Origin of the sequence: Parachlamydia sp. AcF125, assembly GCF_018342475.1 — a bacterium.
In the GTDB taxonomy this organism is placed as follows: Bacteria; Chlamydiota; Chlamydiia; order Chlamydiales; family Parachlamydiaceae; genus Parachlamydia.
Window position 1 is genome coordinate 319,021 of record NZ_JAEMUD010000003.1, and the last position, 26,637, is coordinate 345,657.

General features: G+C 41.5%; 17 protein-coding genes, 1 tRNA gene and 1 pseudogene. 14 read left to right on the forward strand and 5 right to left on the reverse strand.

The features are described 5' to 3' along the window. Positions 1-318 precede the first annotated feature (318 nt). On the forward strand, positions 319-1,692 hold the full coding sequence (gene rlmD / locus PARA125_RS07580) for a 23S rRNA (uracil(1939)-C(5))-methyltransferase RlmD (RefSeq protein ID WP_249274261.1): 1,374 nt from the start codon (positions 319-321) through the stop codon (positions 1,690-1,692). Here the strand turns inward: rlmD and PARA125_RS07585 are convergent. Next, a complete protein-coding gene (locus PARA125_RS07585; protein ID WP_213158257.1) occupies positions 1,675-2,865 on the reverse strand; it encodes an acetate/propionate family kinase in 1,191 nt (396 codons plus the stop codon). The two genes, rlmD and PARA125_RS07585, sit on opposite strands and share 18 nt — an antisense overlap. A gap of 88 nt (positions 2,866-2,953) precedes the next feature. Between PARA125_RS07585 and PARA125_RS09835 the strand changes: the two genes are divergently transcribed. The 7 genes and pseudogenes from PARA125_RS09835 to uvrA all read left to right on the forward strand — a co-directional run bounded on the left by PARA125_RS09835 (position 2,954) and on the right by uvrA (position 13,131). Continuing rightward, the gene (locus PARA125_RS09835) at positions 2,954-3,274 is read left to right on the forward strand and encodes a hypothetical protein (protein WP_249274262.1); all 321 of its coding nucleotides are present in this window, start codon (positions 2,954-2,956) and stop codon (positions 3,272-3,274) included. 204 nt (positions 3,275-3,478) lie between these two features. Continuing rightward, on the forward strand, positions 3,479-4,423 hold the full coding sequence (locus PARA125_RS07590) for a hypothetical protein (RefSeq protein ID WP_249274263.1): 945 nt from the start codon (positions 3,479-3,481) through the stop codon (positions 4,421-4,423). A 276-nt stretch (positions 4,424-4,699) separates the two neighbouring features. Further along, a pseudogene (locus PARA125_RS10185) lies at positions 4,700-4,882 on the forward strand (transposase); the annotation flags it as partial. Positions 4,883-5,243: 361 nt separating this feature from the next. Beyond that, positions 5,244-5,330 (forward strand) — tRNA-Ser (locus tag PARA125_RS07600). Positions 5,331-5,547: 217 nt separating this feature from the next. Beyond that, positions 5,548-6,000 (forward strand): PqqD family protein, encoded by a 453-nt coding sequence (locus tag PARA125_RS07605; RefSeq protein WP_213158259.1) that lies wholly within the window; start codon positions 5,548-5,550, stop codon positions 5,998-6,000. Positions 6,001-6,013: 13 nt separating this feature from the next. Next, positions 6,014-6,979: a BPL-N domain-containing protein gene (locus PARA125_RS07610; RefSeq protein ID WP_213158261.1), complete on the forward strand. Its 966-nt coding sequence runs from the start codon at positions 6,014-6,016 to the stop codon at positions 6,977-6,979. A 389-nt stretch (positions 6,980-7,368) separates the two neighbouring features. Next, positions 7,369-13,131 (forward strand): excinuclease ABC subunit UvrA, encoded by a 5,763-nt coding sequence (uvrA, locus tag PARA125_RS10005; RefSeq protein WP_349305704.1) that lies wholly within the window; start codon positions 7,369-7,371, stop codon positions 13,129-13,131. A gap of 106 nt (positions 13,132-13,237) precedes the next feature. Here the strand turns inward: uvrA and PARA125_RS07620 are convergent, their stop codons facing one another. Then, positions 13,238-15,892 (reverse strand): hypothetical protein, encoded by a 2,655-nt coding sequence (locus PARA125_RS07620; protein WP_249274264.1) that lies wholly within the window; start codon positions 15,890-15,892, stop codon positions 13,238-13,240. A gap of 1,252 nt (positions 15,893-17,144) precedes the next feature. Here PARA125_RS07620 and PARA125_RS07625 point away from each other — a divergent pair. Next, positions 17,145-17,411, forward strand: a complete 267-nt coding sequence (locus tag PARA125_RS07625; protein ID WP_213158262.1) for a hypothetical protein — start codon at positions 17,145-17,147, stop codon at positions 17,409-17,411. 27 nt (positions 17,412-17,438) lie between these two features. Here the strand turns inward: PARA125_RS07625 and PARA125_RS07630 are convergent, their stop codons facing one another. The 3 genes from PARA125_RS07630 to PARA125_RS07640 are packed head-to-tail and all read right to left on the reverse strand — an operon-like array spanning position 17,439 to position 21,817. Next, positions 17,439-18,056 carry a regulatory protein RecX gene (locus tag PARA125_RS07630; RefSeq protein WP_213158263.1) on the reverse strand — a complete coding sequence of 206 codons (618 nt, stop codon included), beginning with the start codon at positions 18,054-18,056 and terminating at the stop codon, positions 17,439-17,441. A 2-nt stretch (positions 18,057-18,058) separates the two neighbouring features. After that, on the reverse strand, positions 18,059-19,975 hold the full coding sequence (locus tag PARA125_RS07635) for a DNA topoisomerase IV subunit A (RefSeq protein WP_213158264.1): 1,917 nt from the start codon (positions 19,973-19,975) through the stop codon (positions 18,059-18,061). A gap of 3 nt (positions 19,976-19,978) precedes the next feature. After that, the gene (locus PARA125_RS07640; RefSeq protein WP_213158265.1) at positions 19,979-21,817 is read right to left on the reverse strand and encodes a DNA topoisomerase IV subunit B; all 1,839 of its coding nucleotides are present in this window, start codon (positions 21,815-21,817) and stop codon (positions 19,979-19,981) included. Between the two features lie 97 nt (positions 21,818-21,914). Here PARA125_RS07640 and pseB point away from each other — a divergent pair, with 97 nt between their 5' ends. The 5 genes from pseB (at position 21,915) to PARA125_RS07665 (ending at position 26,585) form a co-directional block, all read left to right on the forward strand. Further along, positions 21,915-22,934, forward strand: a complete 1,020-nt coding sequence (gene pseB / locus PARA125_RS07645; RefSeq protein WP_213158266.1) for a UDP-N-acetylglucosamine 4,6-dehydratase (inverting) — start codon at positions 21,915-21,917, stop codon at positions 22,932-22,934. Between the two features lie 248 nt (positions 22,935-23,182). Further along, positions 23,183-24,283 (forward strand): Rossmann-fold NAD(P)-binding domain-containing protein, encoded by a 1,101-nt coding sequence (locus PARA125_RS07650; protein WP_249274265.1) that lies wholly within the window; start codon positions 23,183-23,185, stop codon positions 24,281-24,283. Between the two features lie 307 nt (positions 24,284-24,590). Continuing rightward, entirely contained in the window at positions 24,591-25,337 is a 747-nt protein-coding gene (locus PARA125_RS07655) for a hypothetical protein (protein WP_213158269.1), read from the forward strand. Positions 25,338-25,934: 597 nt separating this feature from the next. Continuing rightward, complete coding sequence (locus tag PARA125_RS07660; protein WP_213158270.1) at positions 25,935-26,228, forward strand: transposase; 294 nt, start codon at positions 25,935-25,937, stop codon at positions 26,226-26,228. Positions 26,229-26,276: 48 nt separating this feature from the next. Continuing rightward, entirely contained in the window at positions 26,277-26,585 is a 309-nt protein-coding gene (locus PARA125_RS07665; protein WP_213158272.1) for a hypothetical protein, read from the forward strand. Positions 26,586-26,637 lie beyond the last annotated feature (52 nt).

Genomic DNA, 26,637 nt, shown 5'->3' on the forward strand with positions numbered 1-26,637 from the left:
GTAGATATTAAAATCCGAACGATGGTCTCGATTGTATCCCCGAACACTCTGAATTCTCGCTTCACTCTGTTTTGAAAGACCGTGTTATTTTCCATCCACTGAAAAAACTGGTAAAACCTAAAGGAGGGCTCTTTACCTTAATTCCTAAGGTCTACGTGGCTCTCCTGGCAGTCATAGCCATGATTTATCAACTTAAATTAAAATTAGCTGTTTGCCGAGGAATCTCAAATCAAAAATTTTATACTGTAGACTATCCCTTATCCTGAGCTCAAGCAAAACCGCTTCTTGCCAAACGTCCCTTATTAATGATATAATGAAATGAATTTTAAAAATTTAGAGAATATGCATTTGCAACTTCACCAACAGATCGATCTTTTTATACGCTCGCTTGGTTCTTATGGAGAGGGGGTTGGTTCTTACGAGGGATTAACTTTTTTTATAGAGGGTGCTCTGCCTAAAGAAACTGTCCGCGTGCAAATTACAGAGCTAAAGAAAAACTATGGGCGGGGAAAGCTTTTAAAAGTCCTCCATTCCTCGCCCGATCGATTACAGCCCCGTTGCCCGATTTTTAACCAATGTGGGGGTTGCCAAGTGATGCATTTGAGCTATCCAAAACAGCTTGAAATGAAACAGCAAATCGTACGCAATGCGCTAGAAAGAATCGGCCATTTAAAAAACGTTGAGGTTGATCCTTGTGTCTCCTCCCCTTATGAATTGGGCTATCGGAATAAAATCCAACTCCCTGTCATATTAAAACCGAATGGAGTTACCGTTGGGCTTTATGCGCGAAATTCCCATACAGTCATCCCTGTCGATCACTGCCTCATTCATTGCGGACAAGGGGAAACTGTTTACCAAGCCATAACCCAGCTTTTGAAGCAAGCCCCTATCGCTCCGTATGATGAAAAAACAGGCCAAGGAATTTTGAGACATTTGCTCATTAAAAGTGCGCTGAAGACCTCAGAAAGCCTGGTGATTCTTGTCACTTCCCCTGAAAAAAGCCCTGCCCTGCAAACTTTAGCAGATGAGATCATGCAAGCATGCCCACAAGTCAAGGGGGTGGTGCAAAATATCAATCGGAAACGGGATAACGTGATTTTGGGAGCTGAGTGGCAAACTTTAGCTGGGAAACCCTACATTCAAGAGATAATTTGCAACCGCTATTTTCATATCTCTCCTTCCGCCTTCTTTCAAGTGAACCCTGCGCAAGCTGAAGCCATTTATCAGCATGTGTTATCGCTTGCAAATTTAGACAAAACCAAAACTTTTTTAGATGCATTTTGCGGGGTGGGAACCATGACTTTAATCGCAGCAGAGCATGCTAAAGAATGCATAGGGATTGAATGCGTTCCGCAAGCAATTGAAGATGCGGTTGCCAATGCTCAGCTGAATCAAATTTCGAACGTCACTTTTTATTGCGATCAGGCAGAGTCAAAAATTCAATCTCTTAAAGCTCTCGATGTGGTCTTTCTAAACCCTCCCAGAAAAGGGTGTGAAGAGAGCTTGTTAGACCGTCTAAAAACAGTTAAACCTGAAACCATTCTTTATATGTCCTGCGATCCTGCGACGTTGGCCCGAGATCTGAAAATCCTTGTCAAGCACGGCTATCGGATCGAACAGGTGACCCCTTTTGACATGTTCCCTCAAACAGCCCATGTCGAATGTGTGGTAAAACTAACTTTCCATGCTTAGGCAAGCCTCCGCAATCGCGAGCTCTTCTTGGGTATGAATGACGAGAATTCGAACGGGAGAATCTTTTTTTGCCACATCTTGGTTGGGGATGCAATTGTGATTCGCTTTTTGGTCTAAATGAATCCCTAAAAATGCAAGCCCTTTGCACGTTTCTTCGCGAACCCGTATGGCGTTTTCCCCAATTCCCCCTGTAAAAACTAGGGCATCCAAGCCCTCTAGAATAGTCGTAAATGCTCCGATATAAAATTTTAGATGATAAATAAACATCTCAAAAGCCAATTTGGCTCGCGAATGACCTGCGTCGTTTTGCTGGACAATCCATTGCATATCGCCACTCTCTCCACTAATTCCCTTTAATCCCGAGTCGTAGTTAAGCAAATGATCCAAGGAATCGATTGAAGCCTTATTATAGCGCAATAAATGCAAAAGAATGGCAGGATCAACTGAACCGCTTCGACTTCCCATCATCAAGCCTTCAAGGGGCGTAAAACCCATCGAGTTGACCACACTGCGCCCTTGATGGATAGCTGTTACCGAGCAACCGTTGCCAAGATGGCAACAAATCATTTTTTCGGCAGGAAAAGGATGCAACATTTCTCGGGCTTTAGCGGCGCAATATCCATGACTAATTCCATGGAAGCCATAGCGGCGAATCCCCTGCTCTCTCCATTCATAAGGACCTGGATAGGTATAAACAGCTTCGCTCATGGTTTGATGGAAGGAAGTATCAAAAACGGCAATATGGAGACTTGTGGGGAAAAGTTTTTGCGCCGCTTCAATCCCCTGCAATCCAGGGGGATTATGTAGGGGAGCTATCGAGCAAAGGGACTCGATCTCTTTTTTTACCTCTGCCGTGATCACCGTAGGTTTTAAAAGCTTCTCTCCCCCATGCACAATGCGATGGCCCACCCTGGAAATCTCTGCAGGGTGATGCAAAAGGGGACTCTTTCCTGCCCATAGGTTTTCCAAAAGAGGTTTTACCCCCTCATACAGGGAAGAGAGTTCAATCGGCTCTTCGTGCGAACCCCCTTCTTGAGTCAACTTAAGAATAAAAACATTCTCTTTTCGGCGCGCCAAAGTCCCCTTCCATCGGGTTTCAAGGCCTTCCTCTCCTTTCTTGAATAGCGCAGCTTTAATGCTACTCGATCCCACATTTAAAACTAGAATATGCATTTTAGCCACTGTAAATAAATTAGTATATCTTTATTTATAAACACCAAATAACCTAATATTTTTTAAAACAAACCATTACAAAAAAAATATGAATATCCAGTATCTAAATAACACCCTCGACCCCTATCAACTTTTTATCCATTCTAAGCAAAAAAATCGAGAGCTATATAAGGTTTTATTTCAGATTTTTCAAAGACACGCCCCTGTTCCTGGACAAGGAGAAATCATTGTCTCAGGTGGCGTATTTCCTGACGGCAAAGGGGATTACTTTCATATGCTTTCCCTTGTTAAGCAGCTTCATAAAAAATTTCCCCAACGTCAAATTCATTTAATTGTGAGTTGCACTCCCATTCACACAGGACAGCTGCCTCCACCCAAAATAAACCGTTGCTCCTATCAAATCTCCTAAGGGAGCCCCTCTTTTGAGGAAAAAACCCTCCAAAAAATTCAAAAAGCCGCGCTATGGATTTCAGGCCCTATCAGTATTCCCTGGAAGTTAGATCATCTTGCCGCTCAGCATAAAGAAAAAGGAGTCAATATTTATGAATACGACGACGATCCTTCCACCCCCGGCCATTCAGGAGGCTACCCACACTGGAAACATTCCCTAGTCATGGGTTTAGGCTCGACAAGCTATGGGATATTTACTTTAAGTGATAAAGCTTTTAAATGGGAAATGCTGGAAAATAAAATCCTTAAATCCTTTTTATTTGGAAGTGAGCACCCCAGCCCAGAAGCAATCGAAGCCTATCTCTCCCAACACCATCTTTTTTTCTGTTACATGACTAGCTTAAATCAAGCCGTACATTTTATTTTCGATGCGGCCGCTTTTGCTAAACTTCAACCTCAACTAAAACTGCTCGATATCTGCTTTCCTTGTAAGGGAAATTTAGCTCCCCTTCTCAGCAAACTTAAAGGTGAAAGAGCCCAATTGATTAAACACAACATCGCTTGTGTAAAAGTAATAGTGTATGAGGAAAATGGCTTAAAAGAGTCATCCCTAAGCGTACTAGATAAAGGGCTCGTCTTAAGAATCATAGACGTGGGGCCCCTTTCGCCTAAAGACTTCAAAATTTTAGTCCAATTAAGTGCCCCCTTAGTCGGATGCACTGGCGATAATTCTCTCGCCGCAGCTCTTTCCTACGGAAAAATTCCTTTTTATGAAAAGTCCCCTCATAAAGTTAGCCTAGCTGCTAATTTACTTAAGCTAGTGGAAGAAAAACTAGGTTTAGACTCAGAGCTTCATCAATACCTGTCAGCTAAACTGTATACTTCTAATGCCTTTGCCCAATTGTTCCCCTTTTCTCCAAAAATCGTTCAAGAGGCTAAAACACTGGGAGCTTATATTCGGGAGAACTATTCTTTCAATGCGGTGATTCAAGGGCTTGCCAATTACCAGCTCTATCGTTTACAACATCCTCATTTTGCTGCAAGCATCGATCGCATTCAAATCCAATTTATTCAAGGAGAGATCACGTTGACTGAAGCAAAAAAACAAATCGAAGTAGAATTACTTAAAACAGAAGCTATTCCACTTAAAATATCCCAAGCCGATTAATGTGGCTATTCCATTTTGCTTAGAATTTTCTCATAAGCCCATTGAATGTCCTCCACCTTAAAAGTAGCTGAGGCGTCTTGCTCAGCTTCTAAGCGGCGCCGATTTAAGAGGGCATAAAACCGGACAATCCGGTGAGCTTCACAGGTAAAGAGTTCTTCTTCAATTTACTTTGCATCTCCCCTGCCGCTTTAATCTAGCATAACGGGGTAAAAAAGCTTCTGATCTCAGCTGCTAAAAAGGTATTTAAAGGGATAGCAAAGCGAGGAAAAATCTTCTCCCGTTTATTTTTGCACCTTTAAACTATCTCGGGCTAACAATGGTAAAGGAAAACTGTTAGCTTATATGATTTCAGCTGGCAATATGAACAATAGAAAATCCTTTTCTATTCTAATCGACAAGGTTTTTAGGGAAGTATTTGAGGATAAAGGCTACCTTTCCCTAGTACTATTAACAAGATAAAATAAAACCTACGAAGCAAGTTCGCCCCTTAGCAGCCAGGCATTCATGATCTTTACTCATTAGCCACCATAAAAACCACTAGATTTTTAGATAGCCAAATGCCTACTTCTAAAAATTAATAGGAGAGCAAGAATGCACGTATGTCCTAAAAAAACAATTACAAAAATACGGTAATTCTAGCAGATGGTCTTAAGCCCCGCATGTTTAAGTTATAATTTATAAAAAGCAGCTTAAAATAAAAAAATTATTAAATAAAACTTAAATTCGGATGTCAAACCGATAGCCATTTTGTAGCCTTCTAACTTGTCACATGAAACAGCTTGATTTCTCTTATGGAATTGTGGCAAACTGATTGGTTCTTGGAAGAGTGGCAGAGTGGCCGATTGCGTCTGTTTCGAAAACAGATGTACTAGCAATAGTACCGGGGGTTCAAATCCCTCCTCTTCCGATTCACCTTCCCTTCACCTGCTTTTTTCTTAAAATAAAACTGTGTCAAGTTTGTGCTGTTTTTTAACAACTTTTTAGCATTTAAAATTTTCTCCTCTCTCCCACTAAATTAAAAAGATTGAAAAAAAATTCTGTAACATTTACAAACCTAGCACGATCTCAATGAAGTTGTGATTATTTTGAAATTGCGAGAACGAAAAAATGGAGAGAGATTTCTTATGGGCCTATCTCGGCGATATAAGCTAAACCAGCCAGGCGTGAACTACCAAATTTTAGATGAGGAGGCTGTTATCGTGCATCTGGAAACAGGGACTTATTATAGCCTCGATCTGGTAGGCACCTTTATATGGGCTCACCTGATGGAAGGAGCTTCTGCCCAGCAAATCTTGCAAGATCTCTATGTCTGCTATGAGGAGATCCCCCAAACAGTTGAACAAGAGATTCTCGCATTCATCCGGCAACTTGAAGAAGAAAAACTGATTGTGCAACAAAAAGAAATTGAATTAACTTTTAACTTCTCCTCCCCCAGTCCAGCTTTTGAATCAGCCAAAGGCTTATTTGTTACCCCTTGCTTGAACAAATATACTGAAATGCAGGAGCTGTTGCTTCTCGACCCTCTTTTTGAAAGTGAGACTCAAAGCATGCTGAATTTGGCCTTTTCCTCTTTTTAAAAAAAGAATTCCCATGAACATTTCCAATTGCCCGATTGATTCTGGTGAAATTTTTATCTACCACGGTCCAGGGATAGATCGGCTTTGTGCGCAAAGAATAGGGAATAAATTTGAAAACACGGCAGCTTCTCATTATCAAGTGAAATACCTTAAACAGATTTCCCAACTGCCCTTATTAGATTGCTATGGGAAGACCCTGGTAGTGCCTGGAGGTCACGTTTTAAAAATTTTAGATGGTTTGACCATGCAGGAGGTTCAACGCATTCGGAAGTTTGTCGCTCTCGGCGGAAATTATTTCGGCGCTTGTGCCGGAGCGGGAATAGCGGCCGAAGGGACCTGCCTCCATACGAGCTTAGAATCCCCTCCTTCTAAAAATTCCCAGCTTTATTCGCCAAAATATTTAGGATTACTTAAAGGAAATTGCTTTGGCCCTCTTTTTAGCCATTCCAATCCCGATCCCTCTTCGCCGCTTCACCACCGCGCTACGGCTGTTAAGTGGGTAGCATCAGAGGAGATAAAAAAGCCGTTTGCCATCTTTTCCAATCACGCTCTTGGCTTTCATATTCCTAATCAAAATGCAGCCAAAATATTACTGGAATATGAGTCCCATGTCCCTGTGGCTATTTCAACTACATTTGCTGAAAAAGGAAAAGTGGTATTGATTGGAAGCCATCTAGAGATTCAAGGACACCATTTAGAAGAAAAATGGGAGAAAATTAAGCGAAAGACCCAACAAATTCTTTTACACGAACATTTGCCAGCGCGCATGCAAGAAAAATTAAATGCGTGGGAATCAGAAGAAATGAGAAAAACTATTCACCTATTAAATACTCATAAAGCTGAGCAACAACTGGCCTTCAAATTGCTTTTACAAGAACTTCATATTCAAGCTAGGGAGCAATGGGAGAACTCAGCCGCATCCATTAAAGTATCTTCCCATACGTCTGGGGATAAAAAAGTCTCGGAAATAGCAGATTGAGTAGCCGGCTCTTCCAGATTGCTACTTTTATACCGCTCTCCTAATTTGCAAAAAAGAGATGTTTGTTTGTAACAGCTTCCCTCCATCTAAATGCATGGCAGCGCCAACCATGAAATAAGCTGTTAGCCCCTTTTCAGGCTGTCTTGCTAAACCCCAGACTCTTTCCTCCAAAACATCTCAAAATTCTTTTTCCGAAATGGCTCAGAAACAAGAGAATATTTTTGACAAATAAAAGTTTTTATCCCTTTAAAATGAGCTTTAATATTTTTTTCCGCAAAGCTTGCCAGATTTAGCGGATATCGTATAAAATTGCTATACGAATTTACGGTTTTTTACCGAAGTTTCATTTTTACAAAACAGCAATCCACTCCACCTAATAAATAAAAAAAGTGAATAATCGCCAAATTATTTTAAAAAAGGTTAAGGTCCACAACCTTAAATCGGTGGATCTAACAATTAATCCCAACCAGCTGGTTGTCCTCACAGGCGTATCAGGATCTGGCAAATCTTCTTTAGCGTTTGACACTTTGTACGTCGAAGGGCAGCGCCGCTACATTGAATCCCTTTCTACCTTTGCCAGGCGACAATTAGGCGATATGGCAAAGCCCGATCTCGAGCATGCCTCCGGGATTTCTCCCACGATTTCCATCGAGCAGAAAACTGCCGGGCGTAATCCTCGCTCTACAGTTGGGACCATGACAGAAGTGTACGATTATCTTCGCGTCCTTTATGCGCGCATTGGGATTCCCCATTGCCCTGAGAGCGGAGAAGTTGTCTCTCCTCAAAGTAAAGAACGAATCATTAAAACCATCCAAACAATGCCTGAAGGGACTAAGCTGCTCATCCTGTCTCCTTTTGCGCGAGGGAAAAAGGCGGAGTTTAAAGAAGACTTCCAGGATTTATTGCGCAAAGGTTTTATGCGAGTAAGAGTGGATGGGCAAGTTGTGAGTTTGGAAGATAATATCACCTTAGATGGTTCTGTTGCTCATGACATCGACATTGTGGTGGATCGGATTGAAGTTAAATCGGAAAATCACTCGCGCATTGCAGAATCGGTTACTCATGCGCTTAATCTCAGCCAAGGGGAATGCATTGCTTTAAGCGCAAACGGAGAGGATGAGCAATTTTTTTCCATGCATGCCTATTCTCCTAAATCGGGGCTTTCCTATCATTCATTAGAACCGCATGACTTTTCTTTCAATAGCCCAGCTGGCATGTGCCCGAGATGTAGTGGACTTGGCACTGTGGTGGAATATAATCTAGAGCTGATCATTAATCCTGCTTTGAGCATCGCTGAAGATTGCTGTTCGATAGGCAGCTCTTATCAAACTGTCCGCTACGGCAACATTTATAACAACCTGGCTGAGCAGTTTGGGTTCAGCGTGCATACTCCTTGGGCTAAATTAAGCGAAAAAGCAAAAAAAATATTTTTATATGGAACAGAAAAAAAATGGACTAAGATGCAGTTTGTCCACCCAGTCACAGGCTATAGCTGGGTAGATAGAATCCAATGGAAAGGAGTTTTGCACGAAGCACACACCCGTTACACAGAGGCTAAAAGTGACACCTATCAAAAGAAAATGCAAAAACTCATGCAACAGCAAGTTTGCCCTGAATGCCAAGGACAGCGCTTAAAACCTTACCCAGCGGCAACAGAGCTAAACGGGAAAAGGATTTCGGAACTGTCAGCGATGACCATTGCGCAGTGCGCCCACTTTTTTGCAAGCCTCCAGCTCACCAAGCAGGAAACTTTAATTGCCGGCGAATTACTGAAAGAAATTCAAGAAAGGCTTCATTTCTTAATGGAAGTTGGATTGCACTATTTGACTCTCGATCGTACGGCTCCCACCCTTTCTGGAGGAGAAGCCCAACGTGTTAGACTTGCCTCTCAAATTGGATGCGGCTTGGTCGGGATCACCTACATTCTCGATGAACCCTCTATCGGTCTTCATCCCCGCGACAACACCAAACTTATCGCCACCCTCAAGCATTTGCGTGACCTGGGCAATACAGTTATCGTGGTTGAACACGACGAAGAGACCATTTGGGCGGCCGACCATATTTTGGATTTTGGTCCAGGTCCGGGTGTTTTAGGGGGTGAAATTGTGGTGGATGGGGATTTAACTGCCCTTTTGACCCACCCTGTTTCTCTAACGGGAGCCTACCTTTCTGGCCGTAAGCAGATTTTTATTCCTAAAAAAAGGCGCAAGCCCCAAAAAGAGTGCTTAGAAATCCAAGGAGCCACCCATCATAATTTGAAAAATGTGGATGCCAAGATTCCACTCGGCGTTTTTATTGCAGTGACAGGGGTCTCAGGTTCGGGTAAATCTTCTCTCATTACCGATATTCTCTATCCCGCTTTGTCTAATCATCTCCATGGTGGCGATCACCGGGTAGGGACCCACAAAGGGATCCAAGGAATTGAGGCGATCGATAAAGTGATTGCCATTGATCAATCCCCTATTGGACGCAATCCTCGCTCCAATCCAGCCACTTATGTTAAAGTTTTTGATGAAATTCGGGATCTCTTTAGCATGCTACCCGAAAGCCAAGCACGCGGGTATAAGCCGGGGCGCTTCAGCTTTAATGTACGGGAAGGCTCTTGTTTAAATTGTGGGGGGATGGGCCTTGTTAAAGTGGATATGGATTTTCTTGACGACGCCTGGGTAGAATGTGAGCAGTGTAAAGGGAAACGCTTCGATCATGAGACTCTGTCGGTTTTCTACAAAGGAAAAAACATTTACGACATCCTAGAAATGGATGTCTCCCAAGCTTTAGCTTTTTTTACAAACATTCCTTCCATTAAACACAAACTAGAAATGTTGCAAAAAGTGGGGATGGAATACATTAAGCTCGGGCAATCCTCTACAACCCTTTCTGGAGGGGAAGCTCAACGCATTAAGCTGGCTAAAGAGCTTGTAAGACCCTCTACAGGCAAAACCCTTTATATTTTTGATGAACCTACCACAGGATTGCATTTTCACGATATTAACCACTTGTTAGAAGTCTTACATGAGCTCGTCGAACGTCAAAACACCGTTTTAGTGATCGAGCATAATACAGACGTGATCAAAACGGCAGATTGGATTATCGATATTGGCCCAGAAGGAGGCTCAGAAGGTGGAAGAATCGTCGCCACAGGAACTCCCGAAAAAATTGCAAAGCAAGATACCCCCACAGGCCTTGCAATTCGGACTGCCCTTGAGCATTCCTTTGCAAAAAAGGCTGAGGAGATTTTAGCAAATAAGCATCAAAAGAAAAAACAGTTAAAACCTGACTCCTCTACCGAAACCATTCACTCTATTACGGTAGTAGGTGCGGAACAAAACAACTTGAAACTTGTGGATGTGGCAATTCCACGTGAAAAATTAACGGTTTGTACCGGCCCCTCAGGATCAGGAAAAAGCTCGCTGGCTTTCGACACCATTTACGCAGAAGGGCAAAGAAGATACATTGAATCTCTTTCCCCGTATGCCCGCCAATTTGTCAAACAAATGCCTAAACCTAAAGTTCAGCATGCGGAAGGTCTTTCTCCCGCAATTGCCATTGAACAAAAATCACATGCCGGAAATCCCCGCAGTACCGTGGGGACCATGACCGAAATTTACGATTATCTCCGCATTCTGTTTGCCCGCCTCGGCATTCCCCATTGCCCTGAAACAGGCGAAGTGATTAAAGCCATCAGTAAAGATCATGTGGCAGATCGCATTTTGAATTACCCATTAGATGAAAAAATTCAAATCTTGGCCCCCATAGAACTTCGAAAAAACGAAAAATTTACGGACGTGATCACCCGCTTAAATAGACAAGGTTTTGTCCGGATTCGTTTAAATGGGGAATTTTATGAATTAGATATAGACCCCGCCGCCATCCCTTTTGATCGAAAACGAAAAAATGAGCTTTATCTAGTCATCGACCGACTTAAAGTCTCCCCTACCATTCGACAACGCCTTTTAGAAGCTATCGAAAATGCCTCAGAAAAAGGAGGAGGAAAGTTAGTTGTGATGCACGAAAAAGGGGACGAGCTTTTCAACCTCTCTTTTGCGGTTGAAAAAACAGGAAAATCGTATCCAGAAATTACCCCTCACACCTTCGCCTTTAACACTGCCGAAGGAATGTGTCTAGATTGCCAAGGCTTAGGATATCAGTATGGGGCTAATCTCGCTCAAAAAAATGAGGTCATGAATCATTCTGTAGAAGGCCTTATGCACTGGCTATGGGGAGAAAACACCACTCATTCTGCCTTAAGCTTTTTAGAAAAATTCCTATCTGAGGAACAGATCGATCCTTATTGCCCCCTTAACCAGCTTCCTGCCGAACAATTACAACTTTTAATGAAAGGATCCGAGGCACTTTATACGCTCGCCTCTAAAGGCAAACTTCCCCTGACTTACCGCTGGCCAGGAATTGATCACGTGCTTTCAAAAGTGGGCAAACATGGAAAAGGGGAGCTTAAAGATGGAGTGATCCCTTTGTTGGATGAATATGAATGCCCATCCTGTGGAGGGTCGCGCATTACCCCATTAGCCAGGCACGTCACCCTCAATGGATTAAATATCCATCAAGTTTGCCAACAACCGATCGAGCAAACTTTGCAATTCATCAACCAGCTTTCCCTTAAACAAGAAGAATCGAAGCTTCTAGACGAGGTTAAAACCCAGCTTTTAAATCGGCTGCGCTTTCTCTGCCAAGTTGGCTTGCACTATCTGGCGCTTGAAAGGCGTGCTCCCACCTTAAGCGGCGGAGAGGCCCAAAGAATTCGTTTAGCCCGCCAATTAGGAAGTGGGTTGACTGGCGTACTGTACGTACTGGATGAACCTACTATTGGCTTACATCCTCGAGATAGCGATCGGCTAAACCAAGCTTTGCAAGACCTTAAAAATTTAGGGAACACTCTCTTGATGGTTGAACACGATGCGCGCTCCATTCAAAAAGCCGATTACATTCTCGATTTTGGCCCTCAATCTGGAGAACATGGGGGGCATGTGACAGCGCGCGGCACCTATCAAGAAATCTTACACGATCCCCAATCGTTGACTGGAGCTTACCTATCGGGGGTTAAAACGATTCCTATCCCTAAGAAACGGCGCAAAGTTGTCTTAGAAGAAGGCATTTCTATCAAAAAGGCGACTCTGCACAACTTGAAAAATATTTCGGTAAAAATCCCCAAAGGAGTATTTACCTGTTTAACGGGAGTTTCAGGGTCAGGCAAATCTACCCTTTTGGGCCAAATTCTAGTTCCCGCCTTTGAAAAAGGGCTTTTAAAAACAGATGTGGTCGCACTGCCGGGAGCCACCGTCTCCGGGATTGCAAATTTTGATAAAATGATTTCGATTGATCAAAACCCGATTGGCCATACTATCCGCTCAGATGTCTGTACCTATGTGGACGTCTTAACACGCATCCGAGAATTTTTTGCATCCTTGCCCTTAGCAAGATCTAAGGGATTACAGCCTAAGCACTTCAGCTATAATCATCGCAAAGGCATGTGCACAGCTTGCTGGGGCCTTGGCTATCGGCGAGTCGAAATGCATTTTCTACCAGCCGTTCAAGTAGTCTGTGAAGAATGTAAAGGATTGAGATTGAATCCGATCAGCTTAGAAGTGTCCTATAACGGAAAAAATTTGGGTCAATATCTCCAAATGACGGTAGACGAAGCTCGCCTCGCTTTTGAGAACCACCCTCGCATTGTCCGCATTTTAGATACCCTTATTTCAGTGGGACTAGGCTATTTGCAATTAGGGCAAGAAATGGTCACCTTATCGGGAGGAGAAGCTCAACGTATTAAGCTAAGTCGCGAGCTTGCTAAACGTTCAACTGGCAAAACTTTATATCTCTTAGATGAGCCCACAACGGGACTGCACAGCGACGACATTGAAAAATTATTAAAAGTTTTACACAAACTTGTGGACAAAGGAAATACGTTGGTCGTGATTGAACACCACCTGGATTTCATCCAGAATAGCGATTACATCATTGATCTTGGTCCAGAAGCTGGAGAAAAAGGGGGAGAAATTATAGGAGTAGGAACTCCCGAAAAAATCGCCGACCATCCCACTTCTTTGACAGGATTTTATTTACGGGAAATGAATCTATCCCACAAACCAAAAAGAAGGGGAAAAGCTAAGCAGCCTGCGCTGCTCTCCTCCTAATGCGAAAGGATGAAAAGGCCTAGAGGGCGTTTTGAGAGATTAACCATTGCACCCAACTTAAAGCCTAGCGCTTTACGGGAAAAGCACTTGGCTTTTCTCTTTTTAGTTAGGCTAAGCTCTCAAAGTATTCAATAAAGACCGCATTTTCTTCAGGATTTAAACCGGGATGGAGCCGAATAGTACTTGAATCTTCTACCTCATTGACAGAAATAATTAAAGCATTGGGGTGATATAAGCCAAAAGTCGCGCGCGTCTGTAGCTTGATCCCCTTCGAAATCATTTTTTCATAGAACCTGCCTAGTAGCTCTATACTACGCGCTTTATGGCCTAATCCTAAAACTTTGATATCAATGAAACAGGCATCCATGTCCTCAGAAGCGGTATTGATTCTAAGACGCTGCTTGGGGTTGAGAGGATTGCCAGGTTTTAATTTTTCTGGGATATGGTTCAAGATTTGTCGAGTATTATCAAAAATAAGTTTTCGATACTGCGAAAGAACTGTAGTAGCGTATTGATTTGCCAAACAAAACCATTGGCAGCTTAAAATATCCGTTTGGTGGACCTCTCGTGTGGGAAGCCTATTGAAAGGCTTCCATTTTTCGGACCCATTATTGACAGCGTAAAAAGGGGCTCCAAAATAGTTGTCCATGCCAAGCATATCAAATTTTTGACCACTCCTGAAAAATACAAAATTTAAGCTTCCCGCCTCGATTTCTTTTTCGAACTGTTGCAAGAGGTCGCGGACATTTTCAGAGTCGTATTTATCAATTGTACAATCAATCGCTACAGTTAGCTGAGGGGCAGCTTTTCCACTAACAAGCAGGGCGCGTATATCCTTTGCTACATCGCGCCGTTCATAGCCAACAAAATTAGAGGCTATTTCAATATTGGGATTAAATTGCCCAAAATATAAATCCACGGGGGGAGAAGAATCCTCTTCCCTTATTTTTTCAAATTGGTTCTCATACCCCACAAAGGCAGCTTGCTCAAAGTAAAAACCCTTGCTGTAGACGCAATGGGGCGCAGGATTGATGTGCCACACGGCTTCATTAATTCCCGCGCATAAATTTACAGCGGTTTTTCCTAGCCCTACATGCACATATTCCTGCAAGTTCTCAGGAATTGTGGGACGAAGTGCCTCTTTAAAAATATCGCTAAATGCGCTTGGTTGGTAGGGCCGAAAAATTTCCAGAAGAGTTGCTAGTTCAGCGTGAATAAGCTCCATTTGTTGTGCAAATTGGTTGAATTTATCTAGATGAAGCTCTGCCGTTGCTAAGGACTCCCGAATCTTAAACAAAGAAGCTTGTATAATTTGGGAATAAGTCGCATGCTGATGAACTTCTTCCCAGTGAGTCCCCTCTATCTGGCTTAATAAGCCTGTGAGTAAGTCCATGGTTGCCTTACCGAGTAGTAGCGTGTGAGGGTGTTTAGCAATGTCGGCTTTTCTAAGACGAAGATCTTCTGCGCTTATCCCTATTTGTTTCTCTAAAGGGGCCGTAGCAGAAATAGATCCAAAAATAGCTGAAAATCGTTGATAAAAAGCTGCTTCTGTAAAAGTATGAATTTGAGGATAAAAGCGTACGAAAGGAGAAGGATTTGACGCTTTAGCAGCATAGCTGACCTTTTTATGCTGCTCCAAGCTATTAGGCATCTCCTTACGTAAGCTCACCGCTCCCATTCCAATGCCCGTTGAAATAACAAAATCAGCAAGGGCATGGTGCATTTTTAAAGCCCGGAATCTTTGAATTTTAGAAAATAAAGGAAGAACTTTTATGCCTGCCACCCGATCTACCTGAGTACGGCATATGCAGGTGGAATTTTTTTTCACAAATTTTATCAATTTAGATCGATGCCTTGCGAGTTCGGGCTTTTGTAAAATTAACTTATCAACGGCCTGCCCAATGGCGGCATTAAGTTCGGATTTAAATAGGCCAAATTCTCTCCTAAAAGTTGTTTCTTTTTGCTTATTTCTGGCGGTTTCAATCTTTTGTCCCAGTGTCGCACTGAGGTCAAAAAGGAAAGGGCACGACATGGGAGCCCCTAGGGCCTTTTTACCGCTGGCCCCAAAATGTTTAACTAACCCCGTTAAAATTGAATCTGAGTCGGGGTGTATTTTCTCTATGACGTGAAACTTTAAGGGAAGCAAATGTTGAAACTCGGTGGTATCCGTTAAAATGAAAGGACTTTCCTCTCCATAAGCAAGTCTCAAGTTTATACTTGCCCCTAAATGGATTAATTTGCGCAAAGAAAATCGATGGTAATAATCGTGCTCATTCGGGGTGCCGCTCACTTGAAATAAAAAGGCCAATTTTCTAAAAAATGTGCGCATTATTTTTAGATGAATAGGAGCAGTTTTAGCTAAATAATTGGAGGCTAGAAACTGAATCTGTTTTTTTTGCTCTTCTGTCAACTCTGCAGAATCAGCCGCTTCTCGAATAAGAGCCAGATTCATAAACCAAGCATTTTTGCTTTTATCTATTTTTTCTTGGCTTAAGAGTAACTTATTTTGATTTGGAATCTTTCTATTAAAAACTAGATTAGATAATTTTATAATTTTATTTACTAAACTTGAAAGCTTTTCCGAAATAAATGAAGTCACCACAGTTGAAACTAAACCCAATGGTCGATTTTTTTTCCATTTAACGAGCTTTTTTGCGATTTTTTCTAAGATTTTATTTTGAGTGTTACCGACTTTTTTTGTTTGAGGGGAAGAATTATTTGTAGGTTGGTTATTATTACTAACACTTGGTAAAGAATTCATAACTTGCCTATTTAAATTATAATAAAATTCTGATTTTTCAACTAATTTTTATTATAAACTAAGTAAACAATTTATTTGAATTGGTAACCCGCTATAAAACTTTTCAAGGGAGCTACCCCCTAAGCTTTAGTTCACAAACTATAAGGATATGGTATTATTTTATTTTGAAAGTAAGCGGATATCTCTGCCTAAATTTAAGCGTATCTACAATCGAGTGTTTCAGGAAAGGGTGATAAGGAAGGCTATAAGAGCAAAAAAGCTCCCCTTATGAAAGGGAAAATTTGAGAATTTCTTTATTAAACCGGTTAAGGTTGAGGTAACAAAAGAGGGATTTAAACGCTTGGATTTAATAAGGCAGGTTGGCACAGTCAATTAACTTTTTCTTTATTCACTCTTTAAATTTAACATTTAACTTTTTGCGAATCAATCAGCCTTTTCAATAAAAAACTCTCTTTTTGGCAACTTTAACCACAGAATTTTTTTGTTTTTATTAGGTATTTAACTAAATTAAAAAAGCGTTAACCTTCATTCGATCTTTATTCCATCTTACGACAATTTATGAGTTCCGCTACAAATTTAAATATCTTGCAATCAAAGGCTTTTGATAAAAATTTTCTGGTGATAGGGAAAGATGGAAGCACTTTAAAAGTAGCCACTTTTCTAGGGAAAATTTAACGCTGCCTCCGCAAGTTCTTGGGAAAAATGATTCCTTTCATGATTGCGAAATAACAAAAGTTGCGATCACAATGAAAAAGATGATGAGTCACATCCTGTAGAGTCGCAAGGGAATAAAATTCTCAAAAAAATTCAAGGAAATTCTTTCGTAAAAAAATAAAGCCTACCAACAAAAAAATCATTGAATTTTTTTTACCCGGTTTTCCACGATAAACTTTCCGGCAAGTTTTAAAAAAAAGGATTAGGGGTTTTAAATCTGTGTTCTCTTGCTGAGATAAAAAAATCATCGATTCGCTGCCTGAAGAGGGATTAAATAAACTCCTATTTAGGAAAAGCCCTCCTGTTCCAAGCAAAAAAGATTTAATTCCCTTACTTGCGACTGCTATCCTCGATATTTCAGACCCCGCCAAAGCTCTGATTCTCATGCAAGAGCTGAGCTTAAGAGGAGCCGCGACCTTAAAAGTATAGCGATAAGGTACACCGATGAGCCTCTCGATAGGATCGGCTCTTTAATTTATAAAAGACTCGTGTTAGAGATAATCACCATCCCTCTACGCCAAATTTTAAGTATAATCTCATGAGATTTAAAAAATATAACTCTATCCATACTCCTGTCATTTTTTATGAGGAAGGAAAAGGAATAACGACAAACTTACTAGTGGCAGCTGTTCAAAAACTACAAGGTTTACGTCGATCAACGGTCGTCAGAATTTTACTTGAAGCTGGAGCAGACCTAGACGCTAAACTGGGAATTTTTGACTACCAGACGAGATCTGCAACCCAAGGCCCCCTCTTGATGAATACGTCAAGGAGGAAGATCCAATGTTATATGGGCAGCTTTTGAGAGCAAGACGCCAAACAGCCAAAAAAATTATTGGATAAAGTCGGCTTCCAGCACATGGAGAATTTCAGCTGGGCTAAATCCTTTGCGCACGAGAGAAGCGATAGCTTTTTGCCTCTGTGAGTAATCCGATAAATCTCGCTTAAGAGCCTGCTTGGCTAGTAAGCGTTGAATTTGTTTTTTACGTTCATCAAGCCCATACAAGGATTCAAAAAGGTCGGGCAAGCCTTCAATTACCACCCCTTTAGCTTTAAGCTTTTGGGCAATCATGTGAGGGCCCCATTTCTTGGTAGCTTGTGATTTTATCCACTGCGCCCCATGCAATTGATCATCTAAGTAGCCTTTCTGAGTCATCTCCTCGATTACGCGGCTGATAGTGGGGGCACTGACCAAAAGTTTCCTTAAAGTCTGTTCTAACTCTTGAGTAAAATAACCGCGCACAGCCAACTTACGCAAGACATATTGCTTAGTTGCCTGATATTCTAATGCATAAAATTGCTCTTCAAAAAGGGAAATCGTTAAGCACTCTTGAGGAAGGTGGGGTTTATGCCCCCAAACAGCAGTGTGAATAGTTTTCCACTCTTCCTCATCCACCCAAACCACTAAATGACTGTTTTTAGGGGTTGGTGCCCACCTAATTTTTTTCATGGCTAGGTTGTTCCTTCATTTTTACCTACCAAAACTTTTTTGACCCCCCGATTTGCAATTCTTATTCCTTTTGAATTGACCCCTTTCACTAACGTTTCATTAAAATCAAATTCCATTTTAGAAACCTTTTGTTTCAACTTAGGGATAAATTGGATCTCTAATTTTACATTAGGTTTGGTCGAAATAAATTGCAATTCTAACTCTTCATCAAAATAACGATAAACTTTATCTAAGATAAATTGCGAAATAATAAAACGTTTAGCAAAGCAGAAGTGAGTTTTAGGGTCTTTCACTAATACATTCATGACTGTTTTTTTATCGGCACATCCCACATATACCACTTTCTTCTTATCTGTATGCAAGTATTGTTTTTCGGGAATATTGATGACCGTATAGGTGCCGTCATCAAACAAAATTAACACCTTATCAAAATTCGTACATTCAAAAGAGAGCTTTCCCGTTACCTTAGTCCCTAAAAACCCTGTGGTGGGATCAAAGCCAATGGCCATTTGTCGAGTCTCAATGGCGCGCATGTTAATTTCTTCAATTGCGGTCATTTCGGTTCGGCGGGGAAAATCTTTTGCATACTTTGCTAAAAGCTTTCTCAAATAATTAATGGCAAATTTTTTAACATTTTTTAATTGCTTTTCCACTTCCCCTAGTTGCTTCGCGAGGGCATGAATTTCCGACTGATTTTTTTCTAAATCAAATTTAGAAATTCTTCTAATGGGAATGCTGAGTAAGCCTTCCCTATCCTGGTAATGGGGAATGCGGGAAAGCTGGGCATGAAAAGGAAAGAGCCCCTTTTCAATGGTCTCGTGCACTTTTTCATAGGAATCGGCATTCTCAATGTTCTTATACAGGCGATTCTCGATAAAAATTTGTTCGAGAGTCTTGGCAAAGATCTTTTCCTTTAATCTGTCCCGTTCTAACTCTAATTCTATGCGCAGATACTCCTGCAATTTTTCTGTGTGCAAGTGCAAAATAGAAGCAACGTCTGTTTCCCACGGTAAATCGTCTTTAATCACCACAATTTGAGAATGAATGGTGACTTCACATTCTGTATAAGCGTAAAGGGCCTGAATCAATTCTTCCGCGTATTGTCCGCGAGGCAGCTTAATTTCTATTTCTACTTTTTCTGCCGTGTAATCGTTAATCGCGTCGATTTTAATTTTTCCGCGCTTGGCAGCTTCATCAATCGAGCGGATTAAAGATTCTGTTGTCGTTCCGTAACATATTTCCGTAATGACTAATGTTTTTGAATCCCGTACCTCAATTTTTGCACGCAGTTTGACCTTGCCTCGCCCTTGATTGTAATCAGAGGCATCCATAATTCCACCGGTGGGAAAATCGGGAAAAACAGAGAAATCGCGTCCTTCTAAAATGGCAATTTCCGCCTCTAAAAGCTCGCCAAAATTGTGGGGAAGAACGGAAGTTGACATTCCTACCGCAATCCCACTCGCTCCTTGCATCAGTAAAAGGGGGATTTTGGCCGGCAAAACGATCGGCTCTTGGTGCCTCCCATCGTAAGATGGCACATAAGCAGTCAGATCAGGATTAAAGAGAGTCTCTTTTGCAAGGGCAGCTAAGCGCGTTTCAATATAACGCGCTGCGGCGGCGGGGTCTCCTGTAAAAATATTCCCAAAGTTTCCTTGCTGCTCTAAGAGATAGCCTCGATTAGCCATATTAACGAGAGCTTCTACAATGGGGGCATCTCCATGAGGATGGTAAGCCATGGTCTGCCCAGCGACATTGGCGACTTTATGGAGCTTGCCATCATCCATTGACCACAACGTGTGCAAGATACGCCTTTGGACAGGTTTTAACCCATCCGTCACATGCGGGATCGCTCTATCTAAAATCACATACGATGCATACTTGAGATAGTGATGACGCATTAATTGCTTAACATCTTCCATACCTTATCCTGCTGTGTAAGCAGCCTCCAGAGTGGGTTCTAATTCATTGATCAGATTTTCCATAATAAATTGCTTCCGTTGAGGCGTATTTTTGCCCATGTAAAAACCGAGGGTGGTCTTGATGTCGGAAAACATATTGATGGTAACCGGAATTAAACGAATATCTTTTCCTATAAATTGTTTGAATTCATTGGGAGAAATTTCTCCCAGTCCTTTGAAACGGGTCACTTCAATCCCTTTTTTCAGTTGTTTAATCGCTTTATCCCGTTCCTCTTCCGAATAACAATAAAGGGTTTTTTCTCGGTTGCGCACTTTAAACAAAGGGGTTTCCAGAATAAAAAGATGTCCATTTAAAACAAGCCCTTCAAAATAGGTCAAGAAGAAGGTGATCAACAGATTGCGAATGTGCATCCCGTCTACATCCGCATCGGTAGCTAAAATCACTTTTTGGTACCTTAAATTCTGAATGTCATCTTCGATATTCAAAGCGCTCATCAAATTGAACATCTCTTCATTTTTGTAAAGCTGGTCGATCTTCATCCCATAGACATTTAAAGGTTTTCCTCGCAGAGAAAAAACAGCCTGCATCAGAGGGTCTCGCGAGGCCACAATCGAGGCGCTTGCCGAATCCCCTTCTGTTAAGAAAATCATGGTTTTTTCCCCAACATCTGCTTTATCCTGAGCATGGTATTTGCTATCTCGCAGTTTAGGAATTTTAAAGGAAATTTTCTTTTGCTTTTCTTTGGCCTCTTTTTTGACAGCAGCTAGTTCTTTGCGCAATTTTTCATTAAAAATAATCCGCTCAATGATGCGATTAGCTGTGGTAGGGTTTTTATAAAGCAAGTTGACCAAAGCATCCTTGACTTCTTGTACGAGTGGACCACGCAATTCAGTATTGCCCAGCTTGTTTTTAGTTTGGGACTCAAAAACGGGATCTTTGACCCGCACTGCCACAGTTCCTACAATCCCTTCCCGTAAATCAACTCCTTGGAAATTCTTTTTAGAGTACTCGTTAACTCCTTTTAAGATCCCTTCTCTAAAAGCAGATAAGTGCGTTCCCCCATCGGAAGTATATTGACCGTTGACAAAAGAGAAATAACTTTCTCCATAGCTTTGCGTGTGCAACAAAGCAAACTCTAAGTGCTTTCCGCGGTAATACAAAGGTTCATACAATCGATCCTCAGTCACTTCTTCGTTTAGCAAATCAAGCAACCCATTTTCAGAGTAAATATCTTGCCCATTATATTCTAAAATTAAACCGGTATTTAAATAAGCGTAATGCCATAAACGCTTCAAAATATATTCGGGATCAAAACGGTACTTTTTAAAAATTTCTTTATCAGGAATAAATTCCACATATGTCCCGTCAGGCTCGCTTGTTTTTTGAGATTTTTCCTTGATAAGCTTTCCCTGGGAGAACACAGCTTCCATGGATTTGCCTTCCCGATGACTTCTAACTAAAAAATGACTGGACAACGCATTGACAGCCTTTGTCCCGACACCATTCAGGCCGACAGAAAATTGAAAGACATCGTCGTTATACTTGGCCCCTGTATTGATTTGGCTGACACAATCCACCACCTTCCCCAGAGGAATCCCCCGTCCAAAGTCGCGCACGGAAATGAGACCTTGTTCTGCATCCACTCCAATTATAATCCGACTCCCGTGCTTCATGATGAATTCATCTACACTGTTATCGATGACTTCTTTCACCATAATGTAAATTCCGTCGTCGGGGTGGGAACCGTCACCCAGACGCCCAATATACATCCCGGAACGCAAACGGATATGCTCTAAGGCCCCGAGAGTTTTTACACTGCTTTCATCATATTTTTTTGCCATGATTCAAACTCTACTGCTATATAAAATAAAGGAACGAGCAGAATATAATAAAACCGAATTCAGAATCCAGATATGATTCATTCATCCAGGAGAATCCATGAGTCAAAGCTCTCTATTTGCAAATAAAAATGTCCTCATCACCGGCGGTACAGGTAGCTTTGGGCGCGCCTTTGCTAAAAACCTTATCGAAGAAAATGCATGCAATAAAGTCATCGTTTTTAGTCGCGATGAATGGAAGCAGTGGGAAATGAAACAATCAAGTCCTCTCTTTGCTCATCCGAAAATGCGCTATTTTTTAGGAGACATACGGGATAAAGAGCGACTACGTAGAGCCTTTAACGAGGTCCATTTTGTGGTCCACGCAGCAGCTCTCAAGCAAGTTCCTGCCGCAGAGTATAACCCTTCGGAGTTTATCAATACAAATGTTTTGGGCGCCATGCATGTGATTGATGCGGCAATTGATTGCGGGGTGGAAAAAGTGATTGCCTTATCTACCGACAAAGCGGTCAATCCCGTCAATCTTTATGGGGCGACTAAATTATGCTCCGATAAACTTTTTGTAGCGGGCAACAGTTATGTCGGAGCCAAAGGATATCCCAAGTTTTCCGTCGTGCGTTATGGGAATGTATTGGGAAGTCGCGGAAGCCTCATCCCATTTTGGAGAAAACTGATTGAAGATGGAAGCCCCTCTCTTCCTTTGACAGATCCCCGAATGACGCGCTTCTGGATTACCTTAGAGGAAACAGTTTCTTTTGTGCGGTTCTGCTTTTCTAAAATGCATGGAGGAGAAATTTTTGTCCCTAAAATCCCCAGTATGAAGATCGTCGATTTAGCGGCAGCCATGGCCCCAGGGCTTCCTCTTACTCAAATGGGAATTCGAGAAGGAGAAAAACTGCACGAACTGATGATCAGCGCCGAAGATGCTCGGCATACATTAGAATTTGAAAATCACTACGCCATCATCCCGGAAATTTACCAAAATCATCCCACTCTAATCGCCAAATATCAACAAGGCTGCTTGAATGAAACCCTGCCAGAGGAATTTCGCTATGCCTCCGATACCAATCGGCAGTGGCTTTCCAAAGAAAAACTTCAAGATTTGCTAAAAACTATTTAATAACAACAACTTCTGCAAAGCATAGCGAGAATTTTTTCTGCGGGGGCGAACCATCCCCTGCAGTTTACCCCTTCGAGATACTAGGCATGGATAGCGAGCTCAAGTTTCCGCCTCAAACATGCTTTCAAGAATTGCCTTATACTCTTCCTAACCTATTCCTCCAAAAATAAGGAATAGCGCATTTCGCCTCTTCCTTCTGTCCCTTCTTCCTCAAAATGGCGGATTGCAATCAAAGGAGTGGCAAGAATATGAGGTTTTATCTATATACCTTACTTTTAGAAGATCGCACATCAATGATAAGGCTCGGGAGTTCTCATATGCGTGTCGGGGTGATTGGAATTAACCACAAATTAGGAGATCTTAAATTAAGAGAATCCTTAGCAAAAGTATGCCATCGCCGCTTTGGTTTTTTATCTTCTTCCCATGCATTTATCTCTTTCGTTCTGCTTTCCACCTGTAACCGCACCGAAGTCTATTTTTTTGCTGAAGATCTCGCAGCGGCTCATTCTTACCTCTTGAATATCCTCAAAGGGGAACTCGAGGGAACGGAAGAAAATTTTGAGCAGAAATTATATTCTTATTTTAATGCCGACTGCTTTTTGCACTTGGTGAGAGTCACTGCGGGATTAGATAGCGCCATTTTGGCTGAAACAGAAATTCAAGGGCAAGTCAAACAAGCTTATGAATCGGCTTGTGCTTTGGAAAGCCTTCCTTTTGAGCTCCATTACCTTTTTCAAAAAGCCCTCAAAATAGGGAAAGAGTTTCGGTCCCTTTATTCCCTTGGGAGAGGAATTCCAAACTTGGAACATGCGGTGTTTAATATCGGGCAATCTAAACTCCGGCACCCAAAAGAAGCCAAAGTTTTGTTTATCGGGGCTTCTGAAATCAACCAAAAAATTTTAAAATATTTGAAAACTAAAAACGTACAAAGCATCGCTCTTTGCAACCGCACCTTAGATGCAGCGCAAGCCGTTTCCCAAGAGCATCAGGTAGACATTCTCCCATGGGAAGATATTTCCAAGTGGTCCAATTTTGATTGGATTATTTTAGGTACAAAATGCCCAGAGCATTTATTGACGCAACAAGACCTCTATCAAAAAAATATCGGCCACAAACTGGTGATTGACCTTTCAGTCCCCCGAAATGTGGAGCCCAAGTTAGCGAGAGATCCGCGCATTACCCTTCTGAATATCGATCACATTAATCGCATTTTGAAAGGGCGAAAAAAACAACTGCACCACCTGCTCGCCTCTGCGGAGCAATTTTTAGAAACAGCAGCCTTGCGCCAACTTGCCCTTTTTCAGGAAAAGGAGCAAAACCGCCTCAGGCTCGTTGCAGTCAATGCTTAAAGAAAGTTTCCACCTATTAGGAGAACATTCACTCAAACAAAGCAAAAGCTTTTCTCCCAACTATTTGATTTAAAATAGTTTATTACTTACAATCAACTTTACTAGATGGGTTCAAGGGAAAGCTATGCTAATGACCATAAGCCTATTTCGGTAGAGGAAAATTAGCAAGTTTCAAACTTCAGAGGGCTGATAGCTGCAGAGGTTTGACTTTAACCTCTTGCCTGAACTTCCACGCAGCGCACCTTATACAGCTTCCTGTTATTTATATAGCTTTCCGCCCCTGATAGGAAATTTAAGGAGATTAAAAATGCCAACTTTTAAAAAAATCCTACCGTTTCGGTTGTCTAATTTTATTATGCTCGTTTCTTTGACTCTGGTTACAATTGGAGCATTTTGGTTGTTCTTTATTGGCTTAACGCAAGCAGGGATTTGTTTTCCTGAAATAAAAACGGAACAATTTGCTGACCTGGGCTTTTTTTCAGTCTCTATTTTTGGGGTGATCATATTTTTGACTATGATTCCTTTTCAAACGGTGGAAGGAAGGTTGTCTCCTGGTTTCTTTTCTCGCATTTCCAACAGAACGACAGCCCATTTTGGCCTCTATGTTTTAGTCACGGCAGCTATTATGTCTTTTTTAATTATTTCTCTGCAAAAAATGTATTTTGTTGAACATTATTTAAGTCAATTATTTGCAGCATTAATAGCTTCTATCATTTTTGCGATTATCTTTCACCGTAGCTGGGTCATCCGTTGTCTTTATCAACCATATGTTATCTACCAGCATATCCATGAGCTTAAAGGAGAAGAAACCGAAGAAGAAACTTGGCTAGAACTCTTTGAATGTGTCTATAAAGCGATCAAACAAGGACGCATTAATGACGCCAGAAATATTATCAATTTAATGTCTCATCATTTTAAAGACTGTTGCAGAGAAGGAAAAACTAAGGCTTTACACGAAGACCTTGCAAACCTGTATGCAATTGCTCAAGATTGCCGACCTGTGGCGCGCATAATGGAAAAAAAATGGCCTTTTTTATTATCAAAAGAAACTTAATTGCGGCAAGAGCATGCGGAAATTAATAATTTGTTTAGCTAGCATAGGTGCGTGTTCACCTATTGTTTTAATTTATTTTAACATGAGAGTTTTATTGTGAGTTCACCTATTGATTCAACTATTAATCCAAATCGTACTTCCCCTCCAGCTTTAGATCCAATACTCAAGTCTCTGTTATCCCCGCTAATCCAACAGCCTAACAACTCGCGCAAACCATTTTAAACTCATCCGTTCCCCAGGCTCCCTCCTTCCTGCAAGTTTTTCAGGGCAAACATGTCACTGTAAAAAGCCCGGAAGAGTATTCTGACTCAGATAAGAGAACAAATGCAGCCATGCTTAAAGCCATGCCCCCTCTAAAAAAGGAGCCTTATTTAGAACGACGAAGAAACATGCGATCCAGATAGCAATTCTGAAAACACTTGAAATGTTTCGAAGGAACTCCTAATTCCCCCTCTTTTTCAGAACTATTCCCCTGTGAATGCCTTGTCAAAATAAGGCATTCTTTTTTCCTCTTTCGCCATTGTTTACCGCTTATGCTTAACCAAATTAAAATAAAAAAGCTCAATAAGTTTTGTTGAGAAGTCTTTATAATTACAGATGACTGCCCTACCGAATCTATCCCGATATTCAAAAAAATTAGACCGCCGTTTAAGATATCTTTCTGATAAAGAAAGGAGACACAACAGGGCTGGAAGATTTGAAGGATTGACAGATGCTCAATGGGAGATTTTAGAACCCTTTATGCCTGAGGAAAAAGTTTACGCGGGCAAGCCGCATACTCCTTGGAGGAAAGTCTGCAATACAATTTTTTGGATTTTGATTAATGGGGGCCGTTGGGCTGATGTTCCCATTGGAGAACAATGGGGATCAAGATCTGCTTCTCATAGATAGTTAGGACTTTGCAAGAAATGGCTAAAGCCGCAGGTAGTCGTTGGGCTATTGAAGAGTGTTTTTAAGGCATCTAAAGGAGAAATTGGGCTAGATCACTATGAAGCCAGGAGCTACACAGGTTGGTATCGGCATATGGCGCTGTGCCTAGTAGCCTTAAGATTTCTATCTGCCTTCCGCCAAGTTTTTAACCAAGTAGTGGAGAAAAAAAGCGATCAAGCCGCATATGGAAAAGTTTTTAAAAGCGCACCATTTAATTTAATCTGCTATACCTTGCAGGAAGTTAGACATTTGTTAAACTATGTTCAAAAGCCTATCAAACAAGCATGGAGCTATTGGCTGGAATGGTCTACTCGGTGACGCAAGCATCAAGCAAGCGCTTGCTATTACTATTATCAAAGGCAAAAAGAAT

Bases quoted from the DNA above. Each gene is read 5' to 3' on its own strand.
- rlmD (WP_249274261.1), top strand. From the start codon at position 319: ATGAATTTTAAAAATTTAGAGAATATGCATTTGCAACTTCACCAACAG.
- PARA125_RS07585 (WP_213158257.1), bottom strand. From the start codon at position 2,865: ATGCATATTCTAGTTTTAAATGTGGGATCGAGTAGCATTAAAGCTGCG.
- PARA125_RS09835 (WP_249274262.1), top strand. From the start codon at position 2,954: ATGAATATCCAGTATCTAAATAACACCCTCGACCCCTATCAACTTTTT.
- PARA125_RS07590 (WP_249274263.1), top strand. From the start codon at position 3,479: ATGGGTTTAGGCTCGACAAGCTATGGGATATTTACTTTAAGTGATAAA.
- PARA125_RS07605 (WP_213158259.1), top strand. From the start codon at position 5,548: ATGGGCCTATCTCGGCGATATAAGCTAAACCAGCCAGGCGTGAACTAC.
- PARA125_RS07610 (WP_213158261.1), top strand. From the start codon at position 6,014: ATGAACATTTCCAATTGCCCGATTGATTCTGGTGAAATTTTTATCTAC.
- PARA125_RS07620 (WP_249274264.1), bottom strand. From the start codon at position 15,892: ATGAATTCTTTACCAAGTGTTAGTAATAATAACCAACCTACAAATAAT.
- PARA125_RS07625 (WP_213158262.1), top strand. From the start codon at position 17,145: ATGAGATTTAAAAAATATAACTCTATCCATACTCCTGTCATTTTTTAT.
- PARA125_RS07630 (WP_213158263.1), bottom strand. From the start codon at position 18,056: ATGAAAAAAATTAGGTGGGCACCAACCCCTAAAAACAGTCATTTAGTG.
- PARA125_RS07635 (WP_213158264.1), bottom strand. From the start codon at position 19,975: ATGGAAGATGTTAAGCAATTAATGCGTCATCACTATCTCAAGTATGCA.
- PARA125_RS07640 (WP_213158265.1), bottom strand. From the start codon at position 21,817: ATGGCAAAAAAATATGATGAAAGCAGTGTAAAAACTCTCGGGGCCTTA.
- pseB (WP_213158266.1), top strand. From the start codon at position 21,915: ATGAGTCAAAGCTCTCTATTTGCAAATAAAAATGTCCTCATCACCGGC.
- PARA125_RS07650 (WP_249274265.1), top strand. From the start codon at position 23,183: ATGAGGTTTTATCTATATACCTTACTTTTAGAAGATCGCACATCAATG.
- PARA125_RS07655 (WP_213158269.1), top strand. From the start codon at position 24,591: ATGCCAACTTTTAAAAAAATCCTACCGTTTCGGTTGTCTAATTTTATT.
- PARA125_RS07660 (WP_213158270.1), top strand. From the start codon at position 25,935: ATGACTGCCCTACCGAATCTATCCCGATATTCAAAAAAATTAGACCGC.